Origin of the sequence: Sphingobacterium sp. UBA2610 (assembly GCF_002339225.1) — a bacterium.
GTDB lineage: Bacteria > Bacteroidota > Bacteroidia > Sphingobacteriales > Sphingobacteriaceae > Sphingobacterium > Sphingobacterium multivorum.
The window spans coordinates 157704-180461 of record NZ_DDKA01000019.1; the positions used below are offsets into that span (position 1 = coordinate 157704).

The 22758-nt window shown below is 39.9% G+C and carries 15 protein-coding genes and 1 riboswitch; of the genes, 7 read left to right on the forward strand and 8 right to left on the reverse strand.

Translation table 11 applies throughout. The features are described from left to right. The first annotated feature begins 70 nt into the window (after positions 1–70). The 5 genes from B4Z47_RS13400 (at position 71) to B4Z47_RS13420 (ending at position 6003) form a co-directional block, all read left to right on the forward strand. Entirely contained in the window at positions 71–409 is a 339-nt protein-coding gene (locus B4Z47_RS13400; protein WP_239468770.1) for a hypothetical protein, read from the forward strand. A 224-nt stretch (positions 410–633) separates the two neighbouring features. Continuing rightward, positions 634–2175 carry a SulP family inorganic anion transporter gene (locus tag B4Z47_RS13405; RefSeq protein WP_046673653.1) on the forward strand — a complete coding sequence of 514 codons (1542 nt, stop codon included), beginning with the start codon at positions 634–636 and terminating at the stop codon, positions 2173–2175. Positions 2176–2384: 209 nt separating this feature from the next. Next, positions 2385–3032: a carbonic anhydrase gene (locus B4Z47_RS13410; protein WP_046673652.1), complete on the forward strand. Its 648-nt coding sequence runs from the start codon at positions 2385–2387 to the stop codon at positions 3030–3032. A gap of 178 nt (positions 3033–3210) precedes the next feature. Beyond that, positions 3211–4881 carry a glutamine--tRNA ligase/YqeY domain fusion protein gene (locus B4Z47_RS13415; protein WP_172462415.1) on the forward strand — a complete coding sequence of 557 codons (1671 nt, stop codon included), beginning with the start codon at positions 3211–3213 and terminating at the stop codon, positions 4879–4881. A 456-nt stretch (positions 4882–5337) separates the two neighbouring features. After that, a complete protein-coding gene (locus tag B4Z47_RS13420) occupies positions 5338–6003 on the forward strand; it encodes an OmpW/AlkL family protein (protein ID WP_070570317.1) in 666 nt (221 codons plus the stop codon). Positions 6004–6147: 144 nt separating this feature from the next. Here B4Z47_RS13420 and B4Z47_RS13425 read toward each other — a convergent pair whose 3' ends face one another. The 5 genes from B4Z47_RS13425 to B4Z47_RS13445 all read right to left on the reverse strand — a co-directional run bounded on the left by B4Z47_RS13425 (position 6148) and on the right by B4Z47_RS13445 (position 12907). After that, a complete protein-coding gene (locus B4Z47_RS13425) occupies positions 6148–9177 on the reverse strand; it encodes a DUF2723 domain-containing protein (RefSeq protein ID WP_286727410.1) in 3030 nt (1009 codons plus the stop codon). A gap of 243 nt (positions 9178–9420) precedes the next feature. After that, the gene (locus B4Z47_RS13430) at positions 9421–10377 is read right to left on the reverse strand and encodes a methylenetetrahydrofolate reductase (RefSeq protein ID WP_046673648.1); all 957 of its coding nucleotides are present in this window, start codon (positions 10375–10377) and stop codon (positions 9421–9423) included. 70 nt (positions 10378–10447) lie between these two features. Next, a riboswitch (SAM riboswitch) is annotated at positions 10448–10550 on the reverse strand. 229 nt (positions 10551–10779) lie between these two features. Then, positions 10780–11631, reverse strand: coding sequence for a hypothetical protein (locus B4Z47_RS13435; RefSeq protein WP_070570361.1), 852 nt, complete (start codon positions 11629–11631; stop codon positions 10780–10782). A 110-nt stretch (positions 11632–11741) separates the two neighbouring features. Next, on the reverse strand, positions 11742–12266 hold the full coding sequence (rimM, locus tag B4Z47_RS13440; protein WP_046673647.1) for a ribosome maturation factor RimM: 525 nt from the start codon (positions 12264–12266) through the stop codon (positions 11742–11744). Positions 12267–12385: 119 nt separating this feature from the next. Continuing rightward, complete coding sequence (locus B4Z47_RS13445) at positions 12386–12907, reverse strand: 30S ribosomal protein S16 (protein ID WP_070570321.1); 522 nt, start codon at positions 12905–12907, stop codon at positions 12386–12388. A gap of 442 nt (positions 12908–13349) precedes the next feature. Between B4Z47_RS13445 and B4Z47_RS13450 the strand changes: the two genes are divergently transcribed. Together B4Z47_RS13450 and B4Z47_RS13455 are read left to right on the forward strand one after the other, a co-directional pair. Beyond that, positions 13350–16700: a UvrD-helicase domain-containing protein gene (locus tag B4Z47_RS13450; RefSeq protein ID WP_070570323.1), complete on the forward strand. Its 3351-nt coding sequence runs from the start codon at positions 13350–13352 to the stop codon at positions 16698–16700. Between the two features lie 7 nt (positions 16701–16707). Further along, positions 16708–19587, forward strand: a complete 2880-nt coding sequence (locus B4Z47_RS13455; protein WP_070570325.1) for a PD-(D/E)XK nuclease family protein — start codon at positions 16708–16710, stop codon at positions 19585–19587. Between the two features lie 107 nt (positions 19588–19694). Here the strand turns inward: B4Z47_RS13455 and B4Z47_RS13460 are convergent, their stop codons facing one another. The 3 genes from B4Z47_RS13460 to B4Z47_RS13470 all read right to left on the reverse strand — a co-directional run bounded on the left by B4Z47_RS13460 (position 19695) and on the right by B4Z47_RS13470 (position 22743). Then, complete coding sequence (locus B4Z47_RS13460) at positions 19695–20564, reverse strand: cupin-like domain-containing protein (RefSeq protein WP_046673643.1); 870 nt, start codon at positions 20562–20564, stop codon at positions 19695–19697. 422 nt (positions 20565–20986) lie between these two features. Next, positions 20987–21757 (reverse strand): uroporphyrinogen-III synthase, encoded by a 771-nt coding sequence (locus B4Z47_RS13465; RefSeq protein WP_046673642.1) that lies wholly within the window; start codon positions 21755–21757, stop codon positions 20987–20989. An 11-nt stretch (positions 21758–21768) separates the two neighbouring features. Continuing rightward, on the reverse strand, positions 21769–22743 hold the full coding sequence (locus B4Z47_RS13470; protein WP_070570329.1) for a DUF4271 domain-containing protein: 975 nt from the start codon (positions 22741–22743) through the stop codon (positions 21769–21771). Positions 22744–22758 lie beyond the last annotated feature (15 nt).

Genomic DNA, 22758 nt, shown 5'->3' on the forward strand with positions numbered 1-22758 from the left:
CTATTAATTTGAATTTAACATAGAATTACTATTTTTACGATGTAAACAGTAAGATTAAAGGTAATAAAAAATGTTAAATAAGCAGTTTAGATTTGTGGCAGCATTCCTTTGTGCTATCATCTTTTTCACAAAGATGGCCATCTCTATTTCGCCTATTTTTTCAAACAGCTTAGATCAAAGTACCATCTTACAGGTCGTTTTACAACTGGAAATCGAAAACAATAACGGCGCAAGTAATGATACACTTGAAACTGCCTCAAAATTTTTCAATACAAAAACAGAAGAACCTATTGTATTTGAAACCATTCTCGTTGAGAACCAAGGAAAACAGAAGAATTATCTTAAAAATGAGAAAAGCATTTTACCTTTCCATCCTACGGTTCCAACACCGCCTCCTAACTATTCATAAAGGCATCCCTAGGGATGTATCCCGTCAACCCGCATGCTAAAGGTAAAGTATGTGCGGTAATCTTTGATTTTTCTGAAGTAATCGGCTTTGGCTCTGTTGATGTTATCGTTGATTTGGCTCGGCACTAACGCTTTGTTATGCTGTTGAACGCCAAACGGTATACATGATACAACGCCAGTTAAAGGTCGCCTGATGAAAATTTTTTACAGATAAACACAAATTTTATGTTTGGAACTCGTACGTCGGCTTTTCTGAAACTATCGAAAAGAGACTTAAAATATGACTTCCCTGCTAGTGTTGTGGTGTTTTTGGTGGCACTTCCATTATGTTTGGGAATTGCAATGGCCTCTGGTGCGCCATTGTTTGCAGGATTATTGACTGGTGTAATTGGTGGAATCGTTGTCGCTTCAATCAGTAAATCACCACTCAGTGTAAGTGGGCCAGCTGCTGGTCTTACAGTTATTGTCTTAGGTGCTATTCAGAGCCTAGGGGCATATGAAACCTTTCTACTTGCCGTCGTGATTGCCGGTGTAGTACAAGTTATTCTCGGTATATTAAAAGCAGGGATGATCGGAAACTATTTCCCTTCAGCAGTCATTGTCGGTATGCTTGCTGCGATCGGTATCACAATTATCATGAAGCAGATTCCTTTGGCATTGGGCTTAGTGGAAACACATGCCTTCGAAATGGACAATGGTCATGGTATCGGTGCCTATTTTGACACGATAGCCTCTGCGATCAACTTTGGTGCATTGATCATTTGCGCCTTGTCATTGGCGATCCTAATCTTTTGGCCATCTATTCCAAAGCTCAACAAGGTGCCAGCCCCATTGGTTGTCGTGATGCTAGGCGTAAGTTTAGCTTATCTTTTCAACGGCTCAGCATTCCAGTTGCATGACAAGCAATTTGTACTAGTCCCTATTGTCGGTTCTTTTGCTGAATTCACAGGATTATTTACCCTCCCGGACTTTACACAGATTGTCAACAAAGATGTGTGGATAGCTGCATTTACGATTGCAATTATTGCAAGTTTAGAGACTTTATTGAGCATCGAGGCCGTTGATAAAATAGACCCCTACAAAAGAAATACGCCAACCAACCGCGAACTTGTTGCACAAGGCATCGGAAATATGACCAGTGGACTTCTGGGCGGTCTGCCGTTGACCTCCGTCATTGTACGCTCATCAGCAAACGTCAATGCAGGCGGAAAAACAAGGCAATCTGCCATCATGCATGGTATATGGCTATTGGTCGCTATGCTCGCTATCCCAACAATGCTGAACATGATTCCTTTGGCCTGTCTGGCGGCCATCCTTCTCCATACAGGATATAAATTGGCTAAACCAAGTCTATTCACCTCAATGTACAAAAAAGGCTTAGATCAATTTATCCCATTTTTTGTCACCATTGTAGCGATTGTGTTTACCGATCTCCTTATGGGGGTAGGGATAGGTATTGTCGTGGCGACATTCTATATCTTAAGAGCCAATATGAAAAATGCTTTTAAATATAATATTGAAAAAGACAATGAAGAAGATAAGGCTGTCATTACATTAGCGGAGGAAGTATCATTTTTGAACAAGGTTCCTATCCAACAAAAATTGTACAGCTTACCAAAATCGATCAGTAAGATCCGAATCGATGGGACATTCAGTAAATTTATAGACAAGGATGTCATCGAAGTCATCAAAGATTTTGAACAGAATGCCAGAAGTAAAGGCAAAGACATCGAACTTTTGCAGGTGGTCTATAAGAAACCTTCATAGGATACGGACCTTTGACGTATCTCGTAGGCCATTCCCTTCCATTGGTCGGCTAGCAAGCTGGATTGAAATGGGGGGGAGACGGTTATTGAATAGCAAGAACAGCTATTCAATAAAAATAAGTTGTTTGAAGTAAACAATGAATTTAGACATTTGTATTATTATAATAAAATTGAAACGATGCCTTCGGGCAAGAGTGAAATAAGAAGAATATGGAAAATAAAGATTTAAAAATAGGATTTGACAATATCATTAAGGGAAATAAAGAGTGGATGGAGTTTGTAAAGAATGATGCTACAGGGCGGTTCCAACAGCTTTCTAAAGGTCAAAATCCAGAAATTCTTTGGATCGGTTGTGCCGATAGCCGAGTACCTGCAAATGAATTGACAGGTACAAAGCCTGGAGAGGTATTCGTTCATCGTAATATTGCCAACATGGTCATTCACTCCGATATGAGTATGCTTTCCGTCTTAGACTATGCGGTCAATGTTTTGAAAGTAAAACATGTCATTATCGCAGGTCACTATGGCTGTGGTGGTGTAGCAGCCTCTTTAAGCCGCAAGCAGTACGGTATTATTGACAACTGGTTGGGTCATATCAAAGATGTATATCGCTTACACAGTGCAGAGATTGATGCGATCCAAGAGCATGATAAAAAAGTAGATCGTTTAATCGAGCTCAATGTACAAGAGCAAGTTTTCAATCTGTGCGCGACGTCAATCATTCAAAATGCATGGAAAGAGCGTGATGATCTTGCCGTGCATGGCATGATTATCAATATCGGCACTGGAGAATTGATCGATCAACACTGTACGTTTACCAATAATGACGAGCTAGGTGAAGTCTTCGCTTATAAATAGCGTAGTAATAAAAATCGGTAAAAAGGGACGAAATTTCGTCCCTTTTTTATTGTGGGTCCAAACCTTATTACGTCTTCCCATTCTTACCGATACAGCCAGCACATTCAATCACTCATACTAAGGCGAATATCTACGATCTCCTAGCTAATATCTCGCTACGAATAATTAACTTTGTATTATGAGTGAAGAAAAATCATTAAATTTTATCGAGGAAATTGTCGAAGAGGATCTTCGAACAGGAAAGCATGGCGGACGTGTATTGACACGTTTTCCTCCTGAGCCAAATGGTTACCTCCACATTGGTCACGCCAAATCCATCTGCTTGAATTTTGGATTAGCACAGCAGTATAATGGCAAGACTAATCTACGTTTTGATGACACTAACCCTGTCACTGAGGATACCGAGTATGTTGAAAGCATCAAGAAAGATATTCAATGGCTTGGATTCCAGTGGGCAGAGGAATTATATACTTCAGATTATTTTGAGACACTATATCGTTATGCCGTTGAGCTAATAAAAAAAGGTCTAGCTTATGTGGACGACAGCACTGCTGAAGAAATTGCAGCAGCAAAAGGTACCCCAACAGAACCCGGTGTTCCGACACCATATCGCGACAGGTCTATTGAAGAAAATTTGACCTTATTCGCAGATATGCGCGCCGGTAAATACCAAGATGGCGAAAAAGTACTTCGGGCAAGGATTGATTTGGCTAGCCCAAATATGCACTTGCGCGACCCTTTATTATACCGCATCAAGCACGCTCATCACCACAGAACGGGGAATCAATGGTGTATCTATCCGATGTATGATTTTGCACATGGCCAATCAGACTCCATTGAGAAAATTACACACTCCATCTGTACATTGGAATTTATTCCACATCGCCCACTTTATGATTGGTGTATAGATAAATTGGAGATTTTCCCTTCCAAACAATACGAATTTGCACGCTTGAATATGACCTATACTGTCATGAGTAAACGTAAATTACTGCAACTGGTCAATGATAAGTTTGTTGAAAGCTGGGACGACCCGCGCATGCCTACGATCTCAGGATTGCGCAGAAGGGGGTATACACCGGCGAGTATCCGCAACTTCTGTGAAAAAATCGGTGTTCAAAAACGTGAAAACATGATCGATGTCAGTCTTTTGGAATTCTGTATCCGTGAGGATCTCAACAAAACGGCATGGCGCAGAATGGCTGTCCTTGATCCAATCAAATTGGTGATCACAAACTATCCTGATGGTCAGGTAGAGGATCTTATTGGTGAGAATAACCCTGAAGTCGAAGGCGGTGAAGGTTCACGCTCCATTCCATTTTCAAAAGAGCTCTGGATAGAGCGCGATGATTTTATGGAAGATGCACCAAAAAAATTCTTCCGCTTGGGCCCTGGGCTTTCCGTACGTTTGAAACATGCTTACATCGTTACCTGTCATGATTTTGTGAAAGATGAAAACGGAAACGTGACGGAAGTTCATTGTACCTATGTTCCAAACTCAAAATCAGGAGAAGATACTTCAGGATTAAAAGTTAAAGGAACAATCCATTGGATCTCGGTTCCACATGCGAAAGAAGCCGAAGTAAGATTGTACGACAGATTGTTCAATGATGAAAATCCTGCCGCTGCAGAAGATTTTAAAGCATCGATCAACCCTGAAAGTTTACATATTATCCAACGTGCTTACATTGAACCGGATCTGGCTAACGCTACGCCTGGAAAGGGATATCAATTTATACGATTGGGTTATTTTACATTAGACACACAGTCAACGCCAGACCATCTAGTCTTTAACCGTACGGTTACATTAAAAGACTCCTGGGGTAAGGAAGTGAAGAAAAATGCGTAAAACCGTAACTTCTAAAATAGAACAGGTCGGATTCATTCCGACCTGTTCTATTTTAGGAGCGTTCCTATTCCATTCAATATGCATTGACATACCGGATTTGTATCCCCATTAGCCCTGCTAAACGAGACTCCAGTCCCCCACTTGCCCCCAACTCTCCTAGCAGTTATTCTGGTGCACAATCCGCAGTTGCGCGAATGACATACTTTCATAACGTTTGCTCGTCCTCAGGCGAGACAAATGCGTGTAATAGCCCTATTATCCCAATGTGGCTTGAAAAACTATTACAGCGGATTTACACCTACCCATACTTTCCTATTTTTTACAACAGTAATTTATAAAGGTACATCATCTGCAATAGGAAAAACATCGTATCATTCATTTTTCAACCTGATTATCGTCACTCTTTTGCCCTGATTTTAGCAATAGTTTTACAGCAAACAAAATACCCTTAATGATATGAAAAAGCTACTTTTAATTGCACTAACACTTACCCTAGGCGCACTAAGTTTACAGGCACAAACAATCCCTAATCAACGCTGGCAAATGAGACTCAGAGGTGTGACAGTCATGCCAAACGAATCGGCCAAGATTAATACCATAGGCGGAGACGTCGACATCAATACGAAATTTATCCCTGAACTTGACTTCACCTATTTCTTCACAAAAAACATTGCGGCGGAATTGATCCTTGGGACTACAAAACATAAAGTTAATACAACAGGTTCAAATTTAACTGCCATTGGTGGCAGTCCATCCAGCAATGTGGATCTTGGGAGTGTATGGCTCCTCCCTCCCACACTGACAGCGCAATATCACTTCCTCCCCGACGGTGCCATTAAACCCTATGTAGGAGCGGGAATAAATTACACCATATTCTATAGCGTCAATGCGGGGCAAACGGTTAAAAATGTAAAATATGATAATGCTTTCGGCTTTGCGACTCAACTGGGAATTGATTTTAAGCTATCTGAAAAATATTTCGTGAATTTAGATGCTAAGTATATTCTTTTAAAGACCGATGTCAATGTGGATGCGTCAAACCTCGCCCCCAACCTATCCATACCGGCAAAAGTTGACATCAACCCCTTCCTGCTCGGCTTTGGAGTCGGCATGAAATTTTAATAACTCGGCTCATTCCCTATCCTATATGTATCGAGGCCTCTTCCAATATTTTAGAAGAGGCCTCATCTGGTTTCTTATCTCAAATACGTTAATCCAATGCCCCATTAGGCGTGCCTGGTAATTTGGTTCAGTTCATCATCAAAATTATTCTACGCCGTACCAATTTTGATATTGCTGCCTCAACTGCTCAACACGTGCCAATCGTTTGGTATCCTTTACTTCCAATAAAATAGCCTTATACCGGTCTACAGAGTCCAAGCCGGTCTGAATATCATTCCACTCAAAGCTCAGGTTTTTCTTATCCATTACCAATTGATGTAGGTATTCCATATTTTCAGCGACATAGTCAAGGTTACGGTCCATCATCCTGTTGGCCAGCTGAGGTTGCCCCGAGCGATACAGACTATCGATAATATCGGCATAATTGATGGCGTCCGACATCGCATATACGCGATCGGGCAATTGATCGTATGCTTTTTTTGCCACCTCCCCAGCTTGTTTGACCTGGCCATTGGCTAAAAGCATTCGGGCAGCTTTTCCAAATATATCACGGGCGTACATGCTTGCAAAGCGGAACGAATCTGTATCCAAGTATTGTGCATTTTTAACATTACCCCAATGATACGTATGCATAATATTGCTATATAACGCCTCCATATTAACTAGCCCACCCTGCTCACTTCGTTTTCCTGTCGACTGATCTGTAGCAGTGACAGGCATCAATCGAGAAGTAAAGCCCTCATTGACCAGGTATTTATCCAGTCCCAACTTAATATCACTTGGCAGCATATTCGAAAAATATATCGGTCTGTCCCAATGATTATTTTCAAGCACGGATAACAGGGTTAAATCCGACCTGGTCAGATGATCATTCGGAATTTCCCATTCCATTGCAGAAACTATAGCTCCCTGAAAATACGCCGGAACCGCATTTTTCTTAACCACCTCGTCTTTATCAATGCGCAATTGGACTTTCTTGGAAGGGAAATAGTTTTCCATATCACCGGAATTCAGCTGAACTTTATACTCCGGATCATCCGATGTGACAAACTGCAATAACTGCTGTATATCTACCGCATTGTCAAGTTGTCTATCTACGAAAGGGATATAATCACGAACGCCTTTTTTCGTCTTTTCAGCGGGAATCGTCACGGGGAGCCCTGCCGCTTGATACGTGGGTTGTTTGGCCTGTTGCATATACCAATCGCCTGTGAGATAGCTTAACACGACAACCCGAACATCCGGACGTACGCCCTCTACTTCTTGCAAATACCATACAGGAAATGTATCATGATCGCCATAGGTAAATAGAATAGCATTTGGAGCACAGGATTCCAAATAATTGCGTGCCATATCCCTTGCCAACGATTTTTCGGACCGATTATGATCATCCCAGTTTTGATGAGCCAAAATAATAGGGCCTCCCAACAGCGCAAAAGAAATACCTGTCGCTAAAGCGTAACGTGTTTGTACAAAACGGTTGAAAAACCGAACAAATGCTATTACTCCCAGCCCAATCCAGATCGCAAAAGCATAGAAAGACCCCACGTAAGCATAATCTCGTTCCCGGGGTTGCATAGGAGTTTGGTTGAGATAAACTACGATCGCTACCCCCGTAAACACAAACAGCAAGGTCAGTACCAAGGTATAAGGTTTATTGTTTCGGTACAACCAGATCGCACCAGCTATTCCGAGTAGCAGTGGAAGAAAAAAATAAGTGTTCCGGCTCGGGTCATGCTCCTGCGATCGAGATATTTTATCTTGCCCCCCTAAACGCCAATTATCCAATGGTCTGATCCCCGACAACCAGTTGCCGTCACTATAGGTCCCATATCCTTGCCTGTCATTCTGTCTACCCACAAAATTCCATAAGAAATATCGGGTATACATATCTCCCAGTTGAAAATTAAAAAAGAACTTAAAATTATCGGAAAACGTTGGCTGTTGCCCTTCTTTCAAATTGAGGTAACTTCTGTAATAAGCTTGATGGCTTCCATCTTGGCTATAGATACGCGGGAAAAAGGTTTCCTTATCAAATTGATATTTGTCTACCTGTGTGAAGGGAACATACTCCGACTTATCTTTCCGATAGCTCGTCTTACTATCGACGCCAACCACTTGCGAGTCATAATAAGGTCCTTTGAGTAACGGTTCCCGTATATATTGTTCACGGCTCAAATATCCTAAAAAAGAAAATACATTATCCGGCGCATTATTGTTCAAGGATGGATTTGCTTTCCCTCGGATCATGACCATGGTGTAGGAACTGTATCCAAATAAAACAAAACAAAGAACCAGCAAGGCTGTATTGAGTGTATATTTCTGCTTTTTATAGGAATAATATAGACCGTAAATTATCAATCCCCCCAATAATAGGCACGAGAAAAAAATTCCGGTACCAAATCCCATTCCCAATGAGTTCACAAATACGAGATCCACTTTAGCCGCTAGACCGACTAACCATTGAATAATTCCCCACAAAACGGCCCCCAAGATCAGCACTCCGACGAGGAAAGCTTTTATTGTCCCTTTCGCATTAACCTGTCTCGCTCTTCGGAAATAAACAACCATCGCGATAGCCGGGATTGCTAAAAGATTTAATAGATGCACTCCGATCGAAAGCCCCATAACAAAAGCAATAAAAACCAGCCAACGATCGCTACCGTCTTCATCTGCACGGACTTCCCACTTTAAAATTGCCCAAAATACAACTGCTGTACATAAGGAAGACATTGCATAAACTTCAGATTCTACTGCCGAATACCAAAATGAATCGCTGAAACTAAATGCCATTGTACCGACAACTCCTGCGCCGAAGATCTGCAGGTAGGTTGACAAAGAAGCTTGTTTGTCTTTGTTGAGTAGCTTTTTAGCAATGGCGGTTATTGTCCAAAATAAAAAGGTAACAGTAATTCCACTGCAAACTGCAGAACCTATATTCATCCAATAGGCGATCTGCCCCTTATTCCCTAAAGCGAGATTAGAAAATATATTCTGAATAAGAAGAAACAATGGTGCTCCCGGTTGATGTGCCACCTCCAATTTATAGGCACAGGCTATAAATTCACCGCAATCCCACCAGCTTACCGTCTTTTCAACTGTAGCGATATATACACAGGTGGCAATTAGTCCGCAAGCAAAACCGAGTAGAGAATTTAATCTATTGTACGTCATAAGGTCAATTGGTCTATTGTTAAAATCCTTTTTAGCACTTTAAGTTAAAAAGTTATCCTGACTCCGACACACGAATTAACACTATTTAACACCAGTACCTGACTGTAAACAGGCTATTCAACACTGAATATAGAGATCGACCTAAACCACGCTGCCGAGACTTTCAACCTATTTCAGGCTTTCACAATGAATATTATCATAAAAAAGGGAGCTTATCTGCTCCCTTTTTTATCATTTTATGAGTTAGGCTAGTTTTTCAACAATCTTCTTTGTTGGACCAGGATTACTCATCGTATAAAAATGTAATACCGGAGCGCCAAATTTAATCAGCTCCTGACACTGTTGTACCAACCACTCTTCACCTACCTGTCTGACGTCGGCATTCGTTTTACATGCCGCGACAGCGTCACTCAGTTCCTCTGGAATATCTAAATGAAAAATTCTTGGCAAGGTCACCAATTGCTTTTTTGTTGTCAGTGGTTTTAATCCCGGAATAATGGGCACATGGATTCCATTGTCCCTACATTTTGTTACAAATTCCTTGTATTTTTCAACATTAAAGAACATCTGAGTCACAATAAACTCTGCTCCCATATCGACTTTTTGTTTCAGATATTTAAAATCAGTATTGAAATTTGGAGATTCAAAATGCTTTTCGGGATACCCGGCTACTCCGATGCAAAAATCAGTCTTTTCCGACGTGATAATGTCTTCATGCAGATACTTTCCTTTATTCATATCGGTTACCTGTTCCAATAGGTCTGTTGCAAAAGCATGTCCACCATCGGTTGGTATAAAATCGGCATCGCCCTTACGTGCATCACCCCGCAACACCAAAACGTTATCTATCCCCAGGAAGTTCAAATCGATCAATGCATTTTCAGTTTCCTCTTTTGTAAAACCCCCACATATCAAATGTGGCACCGCATCCACTTTATATTTATTCATGATGGCCGCACATATCGCCACTGTCCCAGGACGTTTACGATAGGAAACACGTTCCAGTAATCCACTCGCATGCTCTTTATAGATATAATCTTCCCGATGGTAGGTGACGTCGATAAAAGGAGGTTTAAACTCCATCAGTTCATCCATGGTTTTAAAAATACTTTGGATGCCCTGCCCTTTCGCCGGTGGCAATAGCTCAAAAGAAAACAATGTTTTTCCTTTGGCATTCTGGATATGATCGATAATCTTCATTAAAAAACTGTTTTTAGTTTGGTTGGCTTACATCGAAACGCACACGTCGAGGAATCGTTTATCTACATGTAACTTATCTTTCCCACATGGAGTAGGGTAGAATTTAGCACCTTGAACAATACAGGTTGCTAAGGCTTCAACGGGTCTATTCCCTCGGCCTTTCTCTATAAGCGTTGCTAATATCGTTTTAAAAAATCAAAAGACAAAAATATTTTTTCGAAAAGGCAAAAATAGCAGCAAAAAGACTTCAATAAACGATGTTTCAACGTCACTTTAGCTTTGTGTCCATGCAACGACAGGATTCTTCGCGCTACCAAGAGTTAAAGACCTAGAAAAACCAGTAGAATTAACGATCGAGGATCATAGACAGCGAAGAGATTGACTATGCCACAAGAACATTGGCTAAAGATTAGCTGCCAAAGAATTCCGTAAATTTTTGAGATAAAATGTGATCAATAAGAGTCCCCGAACATGGTACTCTTCTTTCGATCCATATTTAAATCCGTCAAATAAATAGTGATAGGCGACTAATGCCTCTTTTTCGTTGTAAAATAATTCCTTCCAAGAATCAGGAACATCTGCCCATGCCTTGAGCACAATGCCATTCTCGGCATAAATAATTGGTGATTCGACACCATCCATTCGATAATCGTGATGGGTGCCAGAGCTTGATATGTGTTGGAAATAAGCGATAGAATAATCTACGAAATTCAAGGCCCTCGCTTTTATCTCCTTTTCACTTTCTGATTTTACCGGAGCATTTCGCCATAAATTCACTTGGCTATCAAATTTACTGGGCGTTTCCCGGATAAGGGTTTTATCTAACACAAAGTTGATATAAAGTCTTTCACTAGTGGGTATACGTGCTGAGCTAAACTGTGAAAAATCACCTCTCAGCTGAACAAAATCTTTTTTTATTTTAACAATATCCAAAGCGACACTACCTTTTTTCTCATCCGTCAATTCTAATCTATCACCGTCAAATTTGTACTTACCAAAGAGTAAGATATCATCAATCGCCATGACAAACTGGTCCTTATCATGAAGCGAAAGAAAGGATCGGTATAGAATAGGATCATTACCATAGGTATCTGCCTCCACATTTTGGGGAGATTCTCTTTTTAATTTATGATACTCATCATTTGGATAGCCCAATATCATTTGGTAGTTACCTTCAGGAAACTCCTTTTTCTTCCCAAAGAAAGTACACGAAGACAATGAGAGTGTGAATAACAGCAGTAATAACGGTTTCAAAATCAATTAATAATTATGCCCAATAGTAATATTAATATATAAGGACCAAGATAAGAAATTACTGCAATAGTAAGTATAGGATATTCAATTGAATAAGCTTGGGGATATGCCTATTCCTTATACAGATCGACCAATCCCTCAGGCAATTCAACTTCAATGATCTCCTCTTCGCCATCAATTCCTAAGATCAAATCGTCGGACAGCGGAAACATCAGTTCTTTGCCATCCATATCTACTGTGGCGACAAATTGTTGTGGGAATTCCTGAACATCTGTTATTTGCCCCAGTTCGCCATGGTTTTCATCGATCACTAAAAATCCGATTAAATCAGTATATCTAAAATCATCCGGGTCTCGCTCGGGCATTTTATCATTGGAAAGATATAGCTTTTTACGAACGAGTACCTGAGCCTTATCGATATGATCCACATCCTCAAATGTTACATAAGCAGTGCTATTTTTTTGAAATTTAATGGCATCAACAAAATAAGGAACAAGCTTTTTGTTCACTTCTACAAAGACAACATCGATATCCAAACTCTCGTATTCTTCGAATTCAAAAAACAGTTGTACTTCTCCTTTAAGACCTCTTGTTTTACTGATGTAACCGATGTAAAAGCATTGATCAATAGTCATATTTTTCTTATTTGGCGATTAGCTGTGAGACATGATTTGGCAAACGATTAGCCTATTGGCTGTTTCAAAAAAAGCCGGCTCAAGATTGAGTCGGCTTTCTCGAATACTTTATGAAAGAATTAACCTTCAGTTTCTTCTGATGCAGGAGCTTCAGTCTCTTCAGCAGCAGTTTCTTCTGCTACAGGAGCATTTTTAGCAGCAACAGCAGCAGCTTTTTCTTCTTTTTTCTTAGCTTCAGCCACTAAAGCAGCTTTTTTAGCTTCAGCTTTAGTTTGTGCTAAACCATCTTTTTTACCAGAGATTCTAGCTTCTTGAGCGTCAGTCCAAGCTGTAAATTTAGCTTCAGCAGCAGCTTCATCAAAAGCACCTTTTTTCACACCACCTTGCAAGTGTTTTTTGTAAAGAACACCTTTGTAAGAAAGGATAGCACGAGCAGTGTCAGTTGGTTGAGCACCTTTATTCATCCAATCCAAAGCTTTTTCAAAATCCAAAACGATAGTTGCTGGATTTGTGTTTGGGTTGTAAGAACCAATACGTTCGATGAATTTACCGTCACGTGGAGCGCGAGAATCCGCTACGACTACGTGGTAAAAAGGACGTCCTTTTTTACCGTGTCTTTGCAATCTGATTTTAGTTGCCATTTTTTAATTTTATTTTATGTATTCAACATATCCCCCGAGCTTCATACTAGAGGGGATGCAAAGATAGTTATTTTTTTTTAATCAGCGTTATAATTTAATAAAACTTCACTGAAAACGACAGGGTTAGCTTCTTTCAGTAACCACTTTCAGGTTAAACACGTCCTACGCACGTTAAGATTTTGCTCTTACCATACTGTAGGTGAAACAAGTCTTTCAAAAAATCAGTGTACAAAATAGCCCTTTTCTTCAAAACTTTCGTGACTTCGCAGATACCAACAGCAATGATAGCAAACTGAAAGTTTTTTCTAGCCAATAAAATAAGACACTTTCAAAAAAAAGCTATTTTACCAAATGTAAACAGGATGAACCGTTTGTGTACTTTCCCTTCGAAATAGTCACTGACATTTTTGCCAATTCACTTTTTACTTTCTACCTTCATTCTATGAAATCTGTTGCGCCATTAAAAATACTCAAAGCTTCGGCCGGTTCAGGAAAAACCTTTAGCTTAACTTTACACTATCTCACACTCCTACTATCCAACGAGAATAGCTATAAGGAGATTTTGGCGGTCACATTTACCAATAAGGCAACCGCTGAGATGAAGGAACGTATCCTTTCGGTACTCCATGGCTTGGCAACAGGCGATCGTAGCCCTAAAATTGAAGATTTCAGAAAGCTTCTTCTCGAGCAACAGCCAGATTGGAACCCGCATCTAATACAAGAGAAAGCTTACCGTGTCTACCGTCGTATCCTACATGACTATAGTCATTTTACCATAAGTACAATTGATGGTTTTTCCCAAAAAGTCATTCGTGCATTTACTTATGAACTCAATCTTGATGCAGCTTATAAGATTGAAATGAATGTCAATAAAGTGAAAAATGACTTAACAGTCATGCTTAATCAATTGCTGGATGAACGCCCCGACTTACTTGACTGGATTATAGCGTATGCGGAAAAGAAAATAGCAAAAAATGAAAATTGGAACTACCGCCAACAATTAATGAGTTTGGCAAGCCTTATTTTCTCTGAAAACTTCCAGGAATTTGACGGCTATATCAACTCTGCTAATCCCAAGGAGGTTTTTAATCTCCTGAATCAGGAGGTTGAACAGAAGATAAACTCCTTTACCGAAGCGCTCTCCATGACGATTGAAGCGTTTAGTGAAACGTTCAAAAATTTTAACATCTCCGAAAATGACCTGAAAGGCAAATCGCGCAACAAAATAATCTCCGCAAGCAAAACCAACAAAAAAACGGAAAAACTGAGCGCTTCTGAAATCGCCAAAGTATTGGAAAAATACCTCCAATTGATCGATAATGAGGATGCTTTTACAGATAGTGACAAAAATATACGTTATGATCTTATCGCCGCACTCAGCCCCATCCTGGCATCTTTCCAGAAGCTACATGATAATCTATCCGCTTACATTGCGTATCAAGCGGTACAAAATAATCTCTATTATCTACGCCTGCTCAAGGAAATGAGCGACTTACTGACGCAATGGCGACGGGACAATGGCGCTCAATTAATCTCTGACTCACAAATTCTATTAAACAAACTCGGATTGGATGAAAATAGCGATCCAACATTTATCTGGGAGAAGATTGGCAATCGTTTTAACTACTTTTTGTTTGACGAATTTCAGGACACTTCGCGTATTCAGTGGAAAAACTATAGTCCGCTTTTGATTAATGCATTGGCCGATGCCAAGGGCACAGTGAGCGAACACCTGATCGTTGGTGATGTCAAACAAAGTATCTATCGCTGGCGAAATGGTGATTGGCGAATTTTACTCCAACAGGTAGAACAACAGATTGGTCATACCTTTCACCTGGACGAGGATAGCAAAACAACCTTTATCGAAAACGGGAGCCTCGACACCAACTTTAGAAGTCTTCCAAATATCATTCATTTAAACAACTACCTCTTTAGTAGTATTCCCCAACATCTACAGCAGGTACTGAATGAAAAAGTATCCGAAAACCTCGATGAAGAAGGTAAACAGTGGTGGATTTCTGCCGGCAATGACAACATGTTGGTCAAAGCTTATGAAAACAGTCAACAAGAGGTCCCTGAGCATAAAAAAGGAAAACTTGACCAGTTAGGATCTATTGAAATCTCCTACATTCCTGTCACTGATGGACGCTATCGAAGAAATCAGGTTGTTGAAGAATCGCTCCTGCAGCTATGTCAAAAAATAGGCGACTGGATCGGCAGCGGTCGTTATCAGGCTCAACAGATCGGTATCCTGGTACGGAGTAATGCGCAGGCTAAATTGGTGATCCAAAAGCTCATGGATTTCAAAAAAGAGCAACAGCTTACATTTGAAGTGATATCAGGCGATGCATTATCCCTAGCGAGCAATGATGCTGTAGGATTATTGATCGAAACGTTGAAGGCTTTAGTCTATAATTCGGACAAACATACCATCCATAAAGCAAAGATGGTCTATCTCTACCAGCATATTCAAAATAAGACAATCGATCAAAATGCATGGTTAAAATTTGCTAGCAATGACATCCGTACCCTGAAAGATTATCTCCCTGAGGCGCTGATTGACTCCTGGGAAATGGCACAGAAGCAGCCTTTAGTCCATTTAATTGAGAAACTTATTGAAATCTACGGTTTTACAACCAAAGACAATATCCACCTCCCCTACCTCCTAGCTTTCAAGGATATGATCTCAGCTTTCTCCACCAATGGCGAACGTGGCATTATACAGTTCCTGGAATTTTGGGAAGAGGATGGCAATCGGGCTGTGCTCCCTTCCAACGGAGAAATTGATGCGATCGAGGTAACGACAATCCACAAATCAAAAGGCCTGGCTTATGATGTTGTGATGATTCCATTCTGTTCGTGGGATCTTGACGGCATGATTAATGGCGATTTTTGGATCGAGACATCAGATACCCCTTTTGCCCAATTGGGAAAAATTCCAATAAAATATACTTCCACGGTCGGCAAATCAGTATTTTTCAAGCAATATTTTGAAGAGATGCTGTTCAACTACATGGATGCCCTCAATACATTGTATGTAGCAACAACACGTGCTGTTGAACACCTCTATATTACGGCACCTTCCTTCAAAGAATCTGTTGACAAGAAGACGGGCGAAATTACTGGTTATGATATCAAAGATGAATATATCAGCGATGTACTCTATCAGGTCTTAGAGACTTCAACATCCCCGTTTACACTGGAAGAAAGAGGCATATATATCGATCAGATAATCGAACGAAAAAAAAGTCAGGCTCAAAAAAACAATATTATTTCCCTTCGCCATTATCCCATTTCCAAAGAATTGGAAATGGCCTTAGAAAAATCCAGTACGCGCAACATCAACGATATTATGATGCTGGAGAAAGCCGCGCAGTACGGCATATTGGCCCACGATATTATGGCCCAAATTTCAAAGGAAGAAGATATCCACAAACTGGTACGCCAGCTGATTCAGGAAGGCATCCTCTCCAAGGAAGAAGAGCCTTTTCTCATGCAGGAAATCAATCAGATCTGGCAGCACCCCATGATCAATAAATGGCTCACAGGAAACTATAAAATCTGGAACGAAGCGAGCATCATTACCGCCAAAGGAGAGACCATTCGTCCTGATAAAGTCTTCACTTCCAAAGAGGAAACAATTGTACTGGATTTTAAATTCACACAGACAGATTATATCGGACACAAATATCAAGTCGACAATTATAAAAAGAATTTGGAGAACCTGGGCTACAGCAACGTTAAAGCCTATCTCTACTATGCGAAATCAAATCAATTAACTGAAGTAAAATAACAGCACGATGCAAACAGCCTTTCTAAAATTAGTAGCAGCAGACATTCAAAAGCGTTTTGGAAACGACCTGAGTGAAATAGCCATCGTGTTTAATAATAAACGGCCAATTACCTATCTCAAAAAACATCTTTCTGAAGTGTACGGACAGGCCATTTGGTCGCCACAGTTCTTTACGATCCAAGAGTTTCTTAGGCTTTCGACCGATGATACCGAAGCCAGTCCTTTAACCCAATTTTTCCACCTGTTTAATATTCATAATGAGTTATTGGTCGCTGAAGGCAAACTACCAGAAGCGCTGGAAGAATTTTATCCGATTGCCGAAATTATATTGAGCGACTTCGGCCAACTGGATTACGACCTCGTCCCCATCGAGCAGATTTACTTAGAACTTTATGACAATACCAAAATCGACCTTGCTTTTCAACATCTCACACAAGAGCAGCAAGGGTTTATCCGTCAATTTTGGCAGTCTTTTTCTATTGCGGGGCATAGTGGAGTACAAGAACGTTTTCTTCAACTTTGGAAAAGACTGCCCGTATTATATGATCGATTCAAAGAAAAGCTTAAAACAGAGGGCCAAACAAACTATCCGACAGTCTACCGTGATCTGGTTGAAGGTAAGGCTACGCATCAGCAGTTTGCATCTTCCTTCCAGCACATCCTTTTTGTCGGTTTCAATGCACTGAACAAGGCCGAAACAAAATTATTTAAACAATGGCAGGATGAAGGCCGTGCATTATTCTACTTTGATGCCGATGCCTATTACCTCGAAGACACGATGCAAGAGGCCGGCCTTTTTATTCGACGTAATATTTTTCAAACAGGTTTGGTCAACGCTTTAGGCGATAGCCCGAATATTATTGGCAATAGGACCTCAACCGTAAATCTATATGCCAGCACCGGAAAGATCAGCCAAACAAAATTGCTGTATGACATTCTCGAACGCAATAATAAAATGGAACAAACATCCGCCATTCTCCTAGCGGATGAAAACCTACTTGTCCCTTTGCTGCAAAGTCTACCCGAGGTCAAACCCAATATCACAACAGGATATCCCTTGACACAGTCTCCTATTTACGGAATACTAGACCTATGGCTGGAAGTCCATTTGGAGATATCCCAGTTCAAGAAACGGAAGATTCCTTATCAGATAATAGAAACCTTCATCAACCATCCGCTCAGTATGGTTTCTTTAGCCGACAAACTTCAGATTCAGAAGGAGATTACCGATAAACAGCTCTTTGAGATCGCATTGGAGGAACTTCATATCAAAAGCTCTTTGCCTCAATTTTTTGTACCGATTGACAATTCAGCCTATTTGATACCCTCGCTCATCCTGCTCGTTGATGATCTGTTGCACAGTATTTCTTCTCAGGAGCGTATCCGCCAAATTGACAACAACCTCCTGATTGAAACAAAGAAAACATTGAATCAGCTGCTATTGGGCTTTGAAACTGTTGCTCCATTAAGTATCAGCTTCCAAATCGGCTTGATTAAAAAAGCCATCGCCCCAATAAATTCGGCCATAGAAGGTGATCCCCTAGAAGGTATTCAGATAATGGGGCTCTTGGAAAGTCGTTGTTTAAATTTTGACAACGTCTATATTCTAGGAGCAAATGAAGGCATTCTACCCAAAACGTCAAATTCACCTACTTTTATTCCTAACAGCCTAAGAAGTGCTTATGGGCTTCCCATATTAGAAAATCAGGATGCCTTGTCGGCCTATTTATTTTATCGCCATTTTCAATACAGTGAAGGAATACATATTTTCTACAATGGCTTGGTTGACGAAAGCTCTACTGGCGAAGAAAGTCGCTTTATCAAACAGCTGGAGTTTGAAAGTAAATTTAGATTTGACCGAAAAATTCAGCAACAGACCATTCAATTTGCGGATAAAGCCCAAGAAATTGTTATTGAGAAGCGTGGCGAGGTTTGGGAAAAGATGTACCAGGACTTTATCGTCAACCAGAAACGGATATCTGCAACGGCACTGACGACTTATCTGCAGTCCCCGTTGCAATTTTTTCTAAAACATATTGCCGGCATTAAAGAGCCCCCTTCCATCTCTCAGGAATTTGAGATGAATAAACTGGGAACTGTCATCCACAATGTGATGGAGAAGATATTCCTACCGTTCAAAGGACAACAGGACTTTACGCCCACAAGTGTCTTGCAGAAGCAGTTCGACAAGGTAGAGGCACAGGTGATCCGTGAAATAGGCCTGCAATATCAGATCGAATTAAAGGCAACAAATGATTTAAACAGCTTGCAGCGGATCATGCTGAAAATTGCCTGCGAGTATGTCAAGATGTATCTCGAATATGACATCAACAACTACAAAGCATTTCGGATTATTGAACTCGAGAATGACAACGATTATGTACTGCCCTTTCCTATTCAGATCAATGGAGAAGAACAACAGGTCACACTTTACGGTATTATTGACCGGGTAGACGAGGTCGTAACACACGACGATCGTATTATCAGTAGAATTGTCGATTACAAAACAGGTGGTGATTCGATCATGTTTAAAGGAATTGATCAGGTATTTGCGCCAAACACCGAAAATAAGGCGATGGTCCAAACCCTATTTTATGCCTATGTATTCGAACAGAAGACAGGAAGAAAACAACTTGAACCCCATCTCTATGTTGCGCGTAAAATGCGGGAAGAGGGCACATTATTCAGTGGTAAAGAAGGGGTATTGACCGATGAATTCCTTGCTTTCCAGAAAGAGAATTTTGTCGAATTCTTGCGGGATACTCTTCAGGAAATCTTTAATCCGGCTATTCCATTTCGACATAATCCGGACACGGTAGTTTATCCAAGCGACCCTTATACAATATTCTACCGGGAAGCGAGTAAATGGGCTGATGCAGAAGAATAAGTACAACAAAGGCTTTAATAGGGAGAGATAAAACTAAATGCGGTACATCAGTGGTACATAAAGTGTATTTAAAAACAAAAGGGGAATGTAAAATTCCCCTTTCTATATTAACGTTTGTTTCTTTTGATTGCATTATTGGCTCGGCGTTTCGCCGTTTTGATTTTGTAGTGGAACCAATGGTCTTTGAAGATCTTTCGCATGGTATTGTCAAAATGTCTCGTGATAAACAGATTACGCGCCCCCTTCAACTTTTCACTGATCGAATTTGCTAATGCCCTAACAGAAATCGAATAGCCCTCTGTCTCATATTGAATGTAATGCCACCAGCCTGCTGGCATATATAAGGTTTCGCCAGGATGAATGACTGCTTCATAACCTTCTAGGTACTTAATTCCGGGATATTCCTCTTCACTACTATATTTTGGGTTGGCAATACTATGAAAATTGTAGGGCAATTTGTACATCAAATCAGATTGATCATTCGGAAAAAGCCAAATACGTTTTAATCCTTGAAATTGAGAGATAAATACGTGTGACATATCGATATCGAAATGATTACGGGTACTTGACCCCTCTCCACCAAAGAACATAAATGGCAACCATTGCAAGACCTTACCTCCCGTGACATCATTATAAATAACATCGTTTTTCAGTTCAGGACGTATTTTGAGCAGATTGAACAAAAACAACCGTAACTCAGTAGGTTCTTTTGTGATCAGATCCAAATACTCTGCAAATGTCATATGGCCAACAGGAGCACTGGCAGCACGGTCCATTGATTCCTCCTCTTTTCCATAGACATCTATTTTTATATCTCCTGCGATTTCCTTAAAGTAATCATAACTCCATTTCTTCCATGCTGGACTTTCTGCACTGATAAAATCTGATATAATTACAGGAAAACCTGGTTTCAGATAATTCTTTAAGAAGTCCTCTGATTGAATGCCCGAAATTTTATCAACTTGCTTTAACTTCACGACTGACTAATTTTGCTTAATTACAAACATAAAAAAAATATTTCTATCAAATTTTAAAAATATTGTCTATGCTTTATTTTTAATTGGAACAAATTACTCCTAGCAATTTAATAGAAATATATTTAAAATCTCCATGACCTTCGTCACTTTTATTACATTTTAACATCATCGATTCGACTCGCAACCATTTCTACCCCCTTAAGATAAACATATTATTCATCTATCTTTTATAAGAGGAACATACCACAGCTATTGATCATCTGCCGATACGTAAAATTGTCGTCGTACCGACATCGATTCGGAATGATAAAACGCCCTTCCCCATAGAAGTCTTTAGCGATTTTGTGGTCCTTAAAATTGCATAAATAACAAAAAAAGGGTCTTAAGAACCCTTTTTTTGTTATTTACCTTATGTTAGGCTACTACTTATTTACCTTTTTGATATATTCTTCGACAGCCATCGTCATACTTGGCGCTTTTGGTGTTGGAGCAGGGATATCTAAAATTAATCCGTGATCTAAAAGAGCCTGTTGCGTAGAAGCGCCAAATGCTGCAATCCTTGTATTATTCTGCTTAAAATCAGGGAAGTTATCATATAAGGACTGTACACTTGAAGGACTAAAGAACACGATAACATCGTAGAAAACATCTTTCAAATCCGTCAAATCGCTTACCACAGTTCTAAAAAGCACAGCTGGTGTAAATTTATAGCCGTTTTGTAGTAACCAATTACTTGTTTCCTCATTAGCAACATCCGAACAAGGGAACAAAAAATTCTCCCCTTTGTGTTTTTTCAATACCTCTTCAAGGTCTTTCGCGGTCTGTTTACCAAAGAAAATCTTCCGTTTTCTATATTGAATATACTTCTGAAGATAAAGGGCAATCGTCTCTGAAATACAGAAATATTTCATTTCTGCAGACACTTCAAACCGCATCTCTTCGCAAATTCTAAAATAATGATCTACAGCATTTCTACTCGTAAATATTACGGCAGAATAATCTGCTAAATTAACCTTATCCCTACGCACATCTTTGGCAGGAACTCCTTCTACGTGTATAAAACCTCGAAAATCTAATTTTAACCCGTATTTCTTTGCTAAATCATAATAAGGGGACTTATCGTTTTCAGGTTTTGGTAAAGTCACCAGTACACTTTTTACCTTCTTTGCTCTTTCTACGTCTGAAGTTTGCATATTAACCAGTTTTAGCTCAATAATCTTAACAGTATTAATATTGGTGCTATTTCTAGGCAACAAAGGTACAAAATTAAATAGGAAATTGAAAATTTATACATGGACATAATATGAGTCGCTGTCTTAAGAAATCGATAGAAAAAGAGTAAGGCCGCTCCAACGATGGCCAAATGCAGCACCACACCCACCGATGTCAACGGCACAAGACTCAAAATTAATAATACAGGAAGCATTAAAAAAAGTGTATTGAAATAAATCAGATACAGCACGGTCACATATTCTTTTACCAACTTTCTGATTTGAAACACAAAGGATAAGAACCGAATAAACCCGATTTTTAGTGCAAACAAAGCGCCAACCATTCCCACAGTCTTCATATAATTGGGAAAAGTAATAAAATCTAATCTATTTAATTCATACGCATAAAATAGACTTACAAATAAGCCCATTGCCCCAGAGAATAATATAAACAGAAAAATAAATGGCCAAGATGTCAGGATCGTATCCTCCTTACTTACTGATAGTAAGACCCGATCGTCCCAATAGCCCTGAAAAACCAATTTGATATCTGACGGGAAGAATACCCGAATCATCCCAACACCAAAAATTAATGCGAGAACTGTAAATAAAATCCAATTTTCACGATGAGCCTTGAGCGTGCCATATTGCCGATCCAAATTACTACTTCTTAATTCACCCTGAAAATACTGCTGTACATCAAAATTATAAATGTTATGAACCTTCAGCCCTTCCCCGTTTACGGTTACGATCCGATATTGATTCTGTAACGCAGGGTTCAAAGATGCCAAGACTTTCTGGTTTGGCGATTCAACAGAATCTTTTACTACATTTAGACTATCAGCCTTAACTGTGCTGCTGTTTTGTACAACCGCCCGAAAAGTCCGCCGCTGCGCATTCAATCCCGTAAAGGAAAATAGCAGAAGCACTACAAATAGAAGATGATATTTGAAGATAGTTACGCTCATTAAAATGAATTGTCT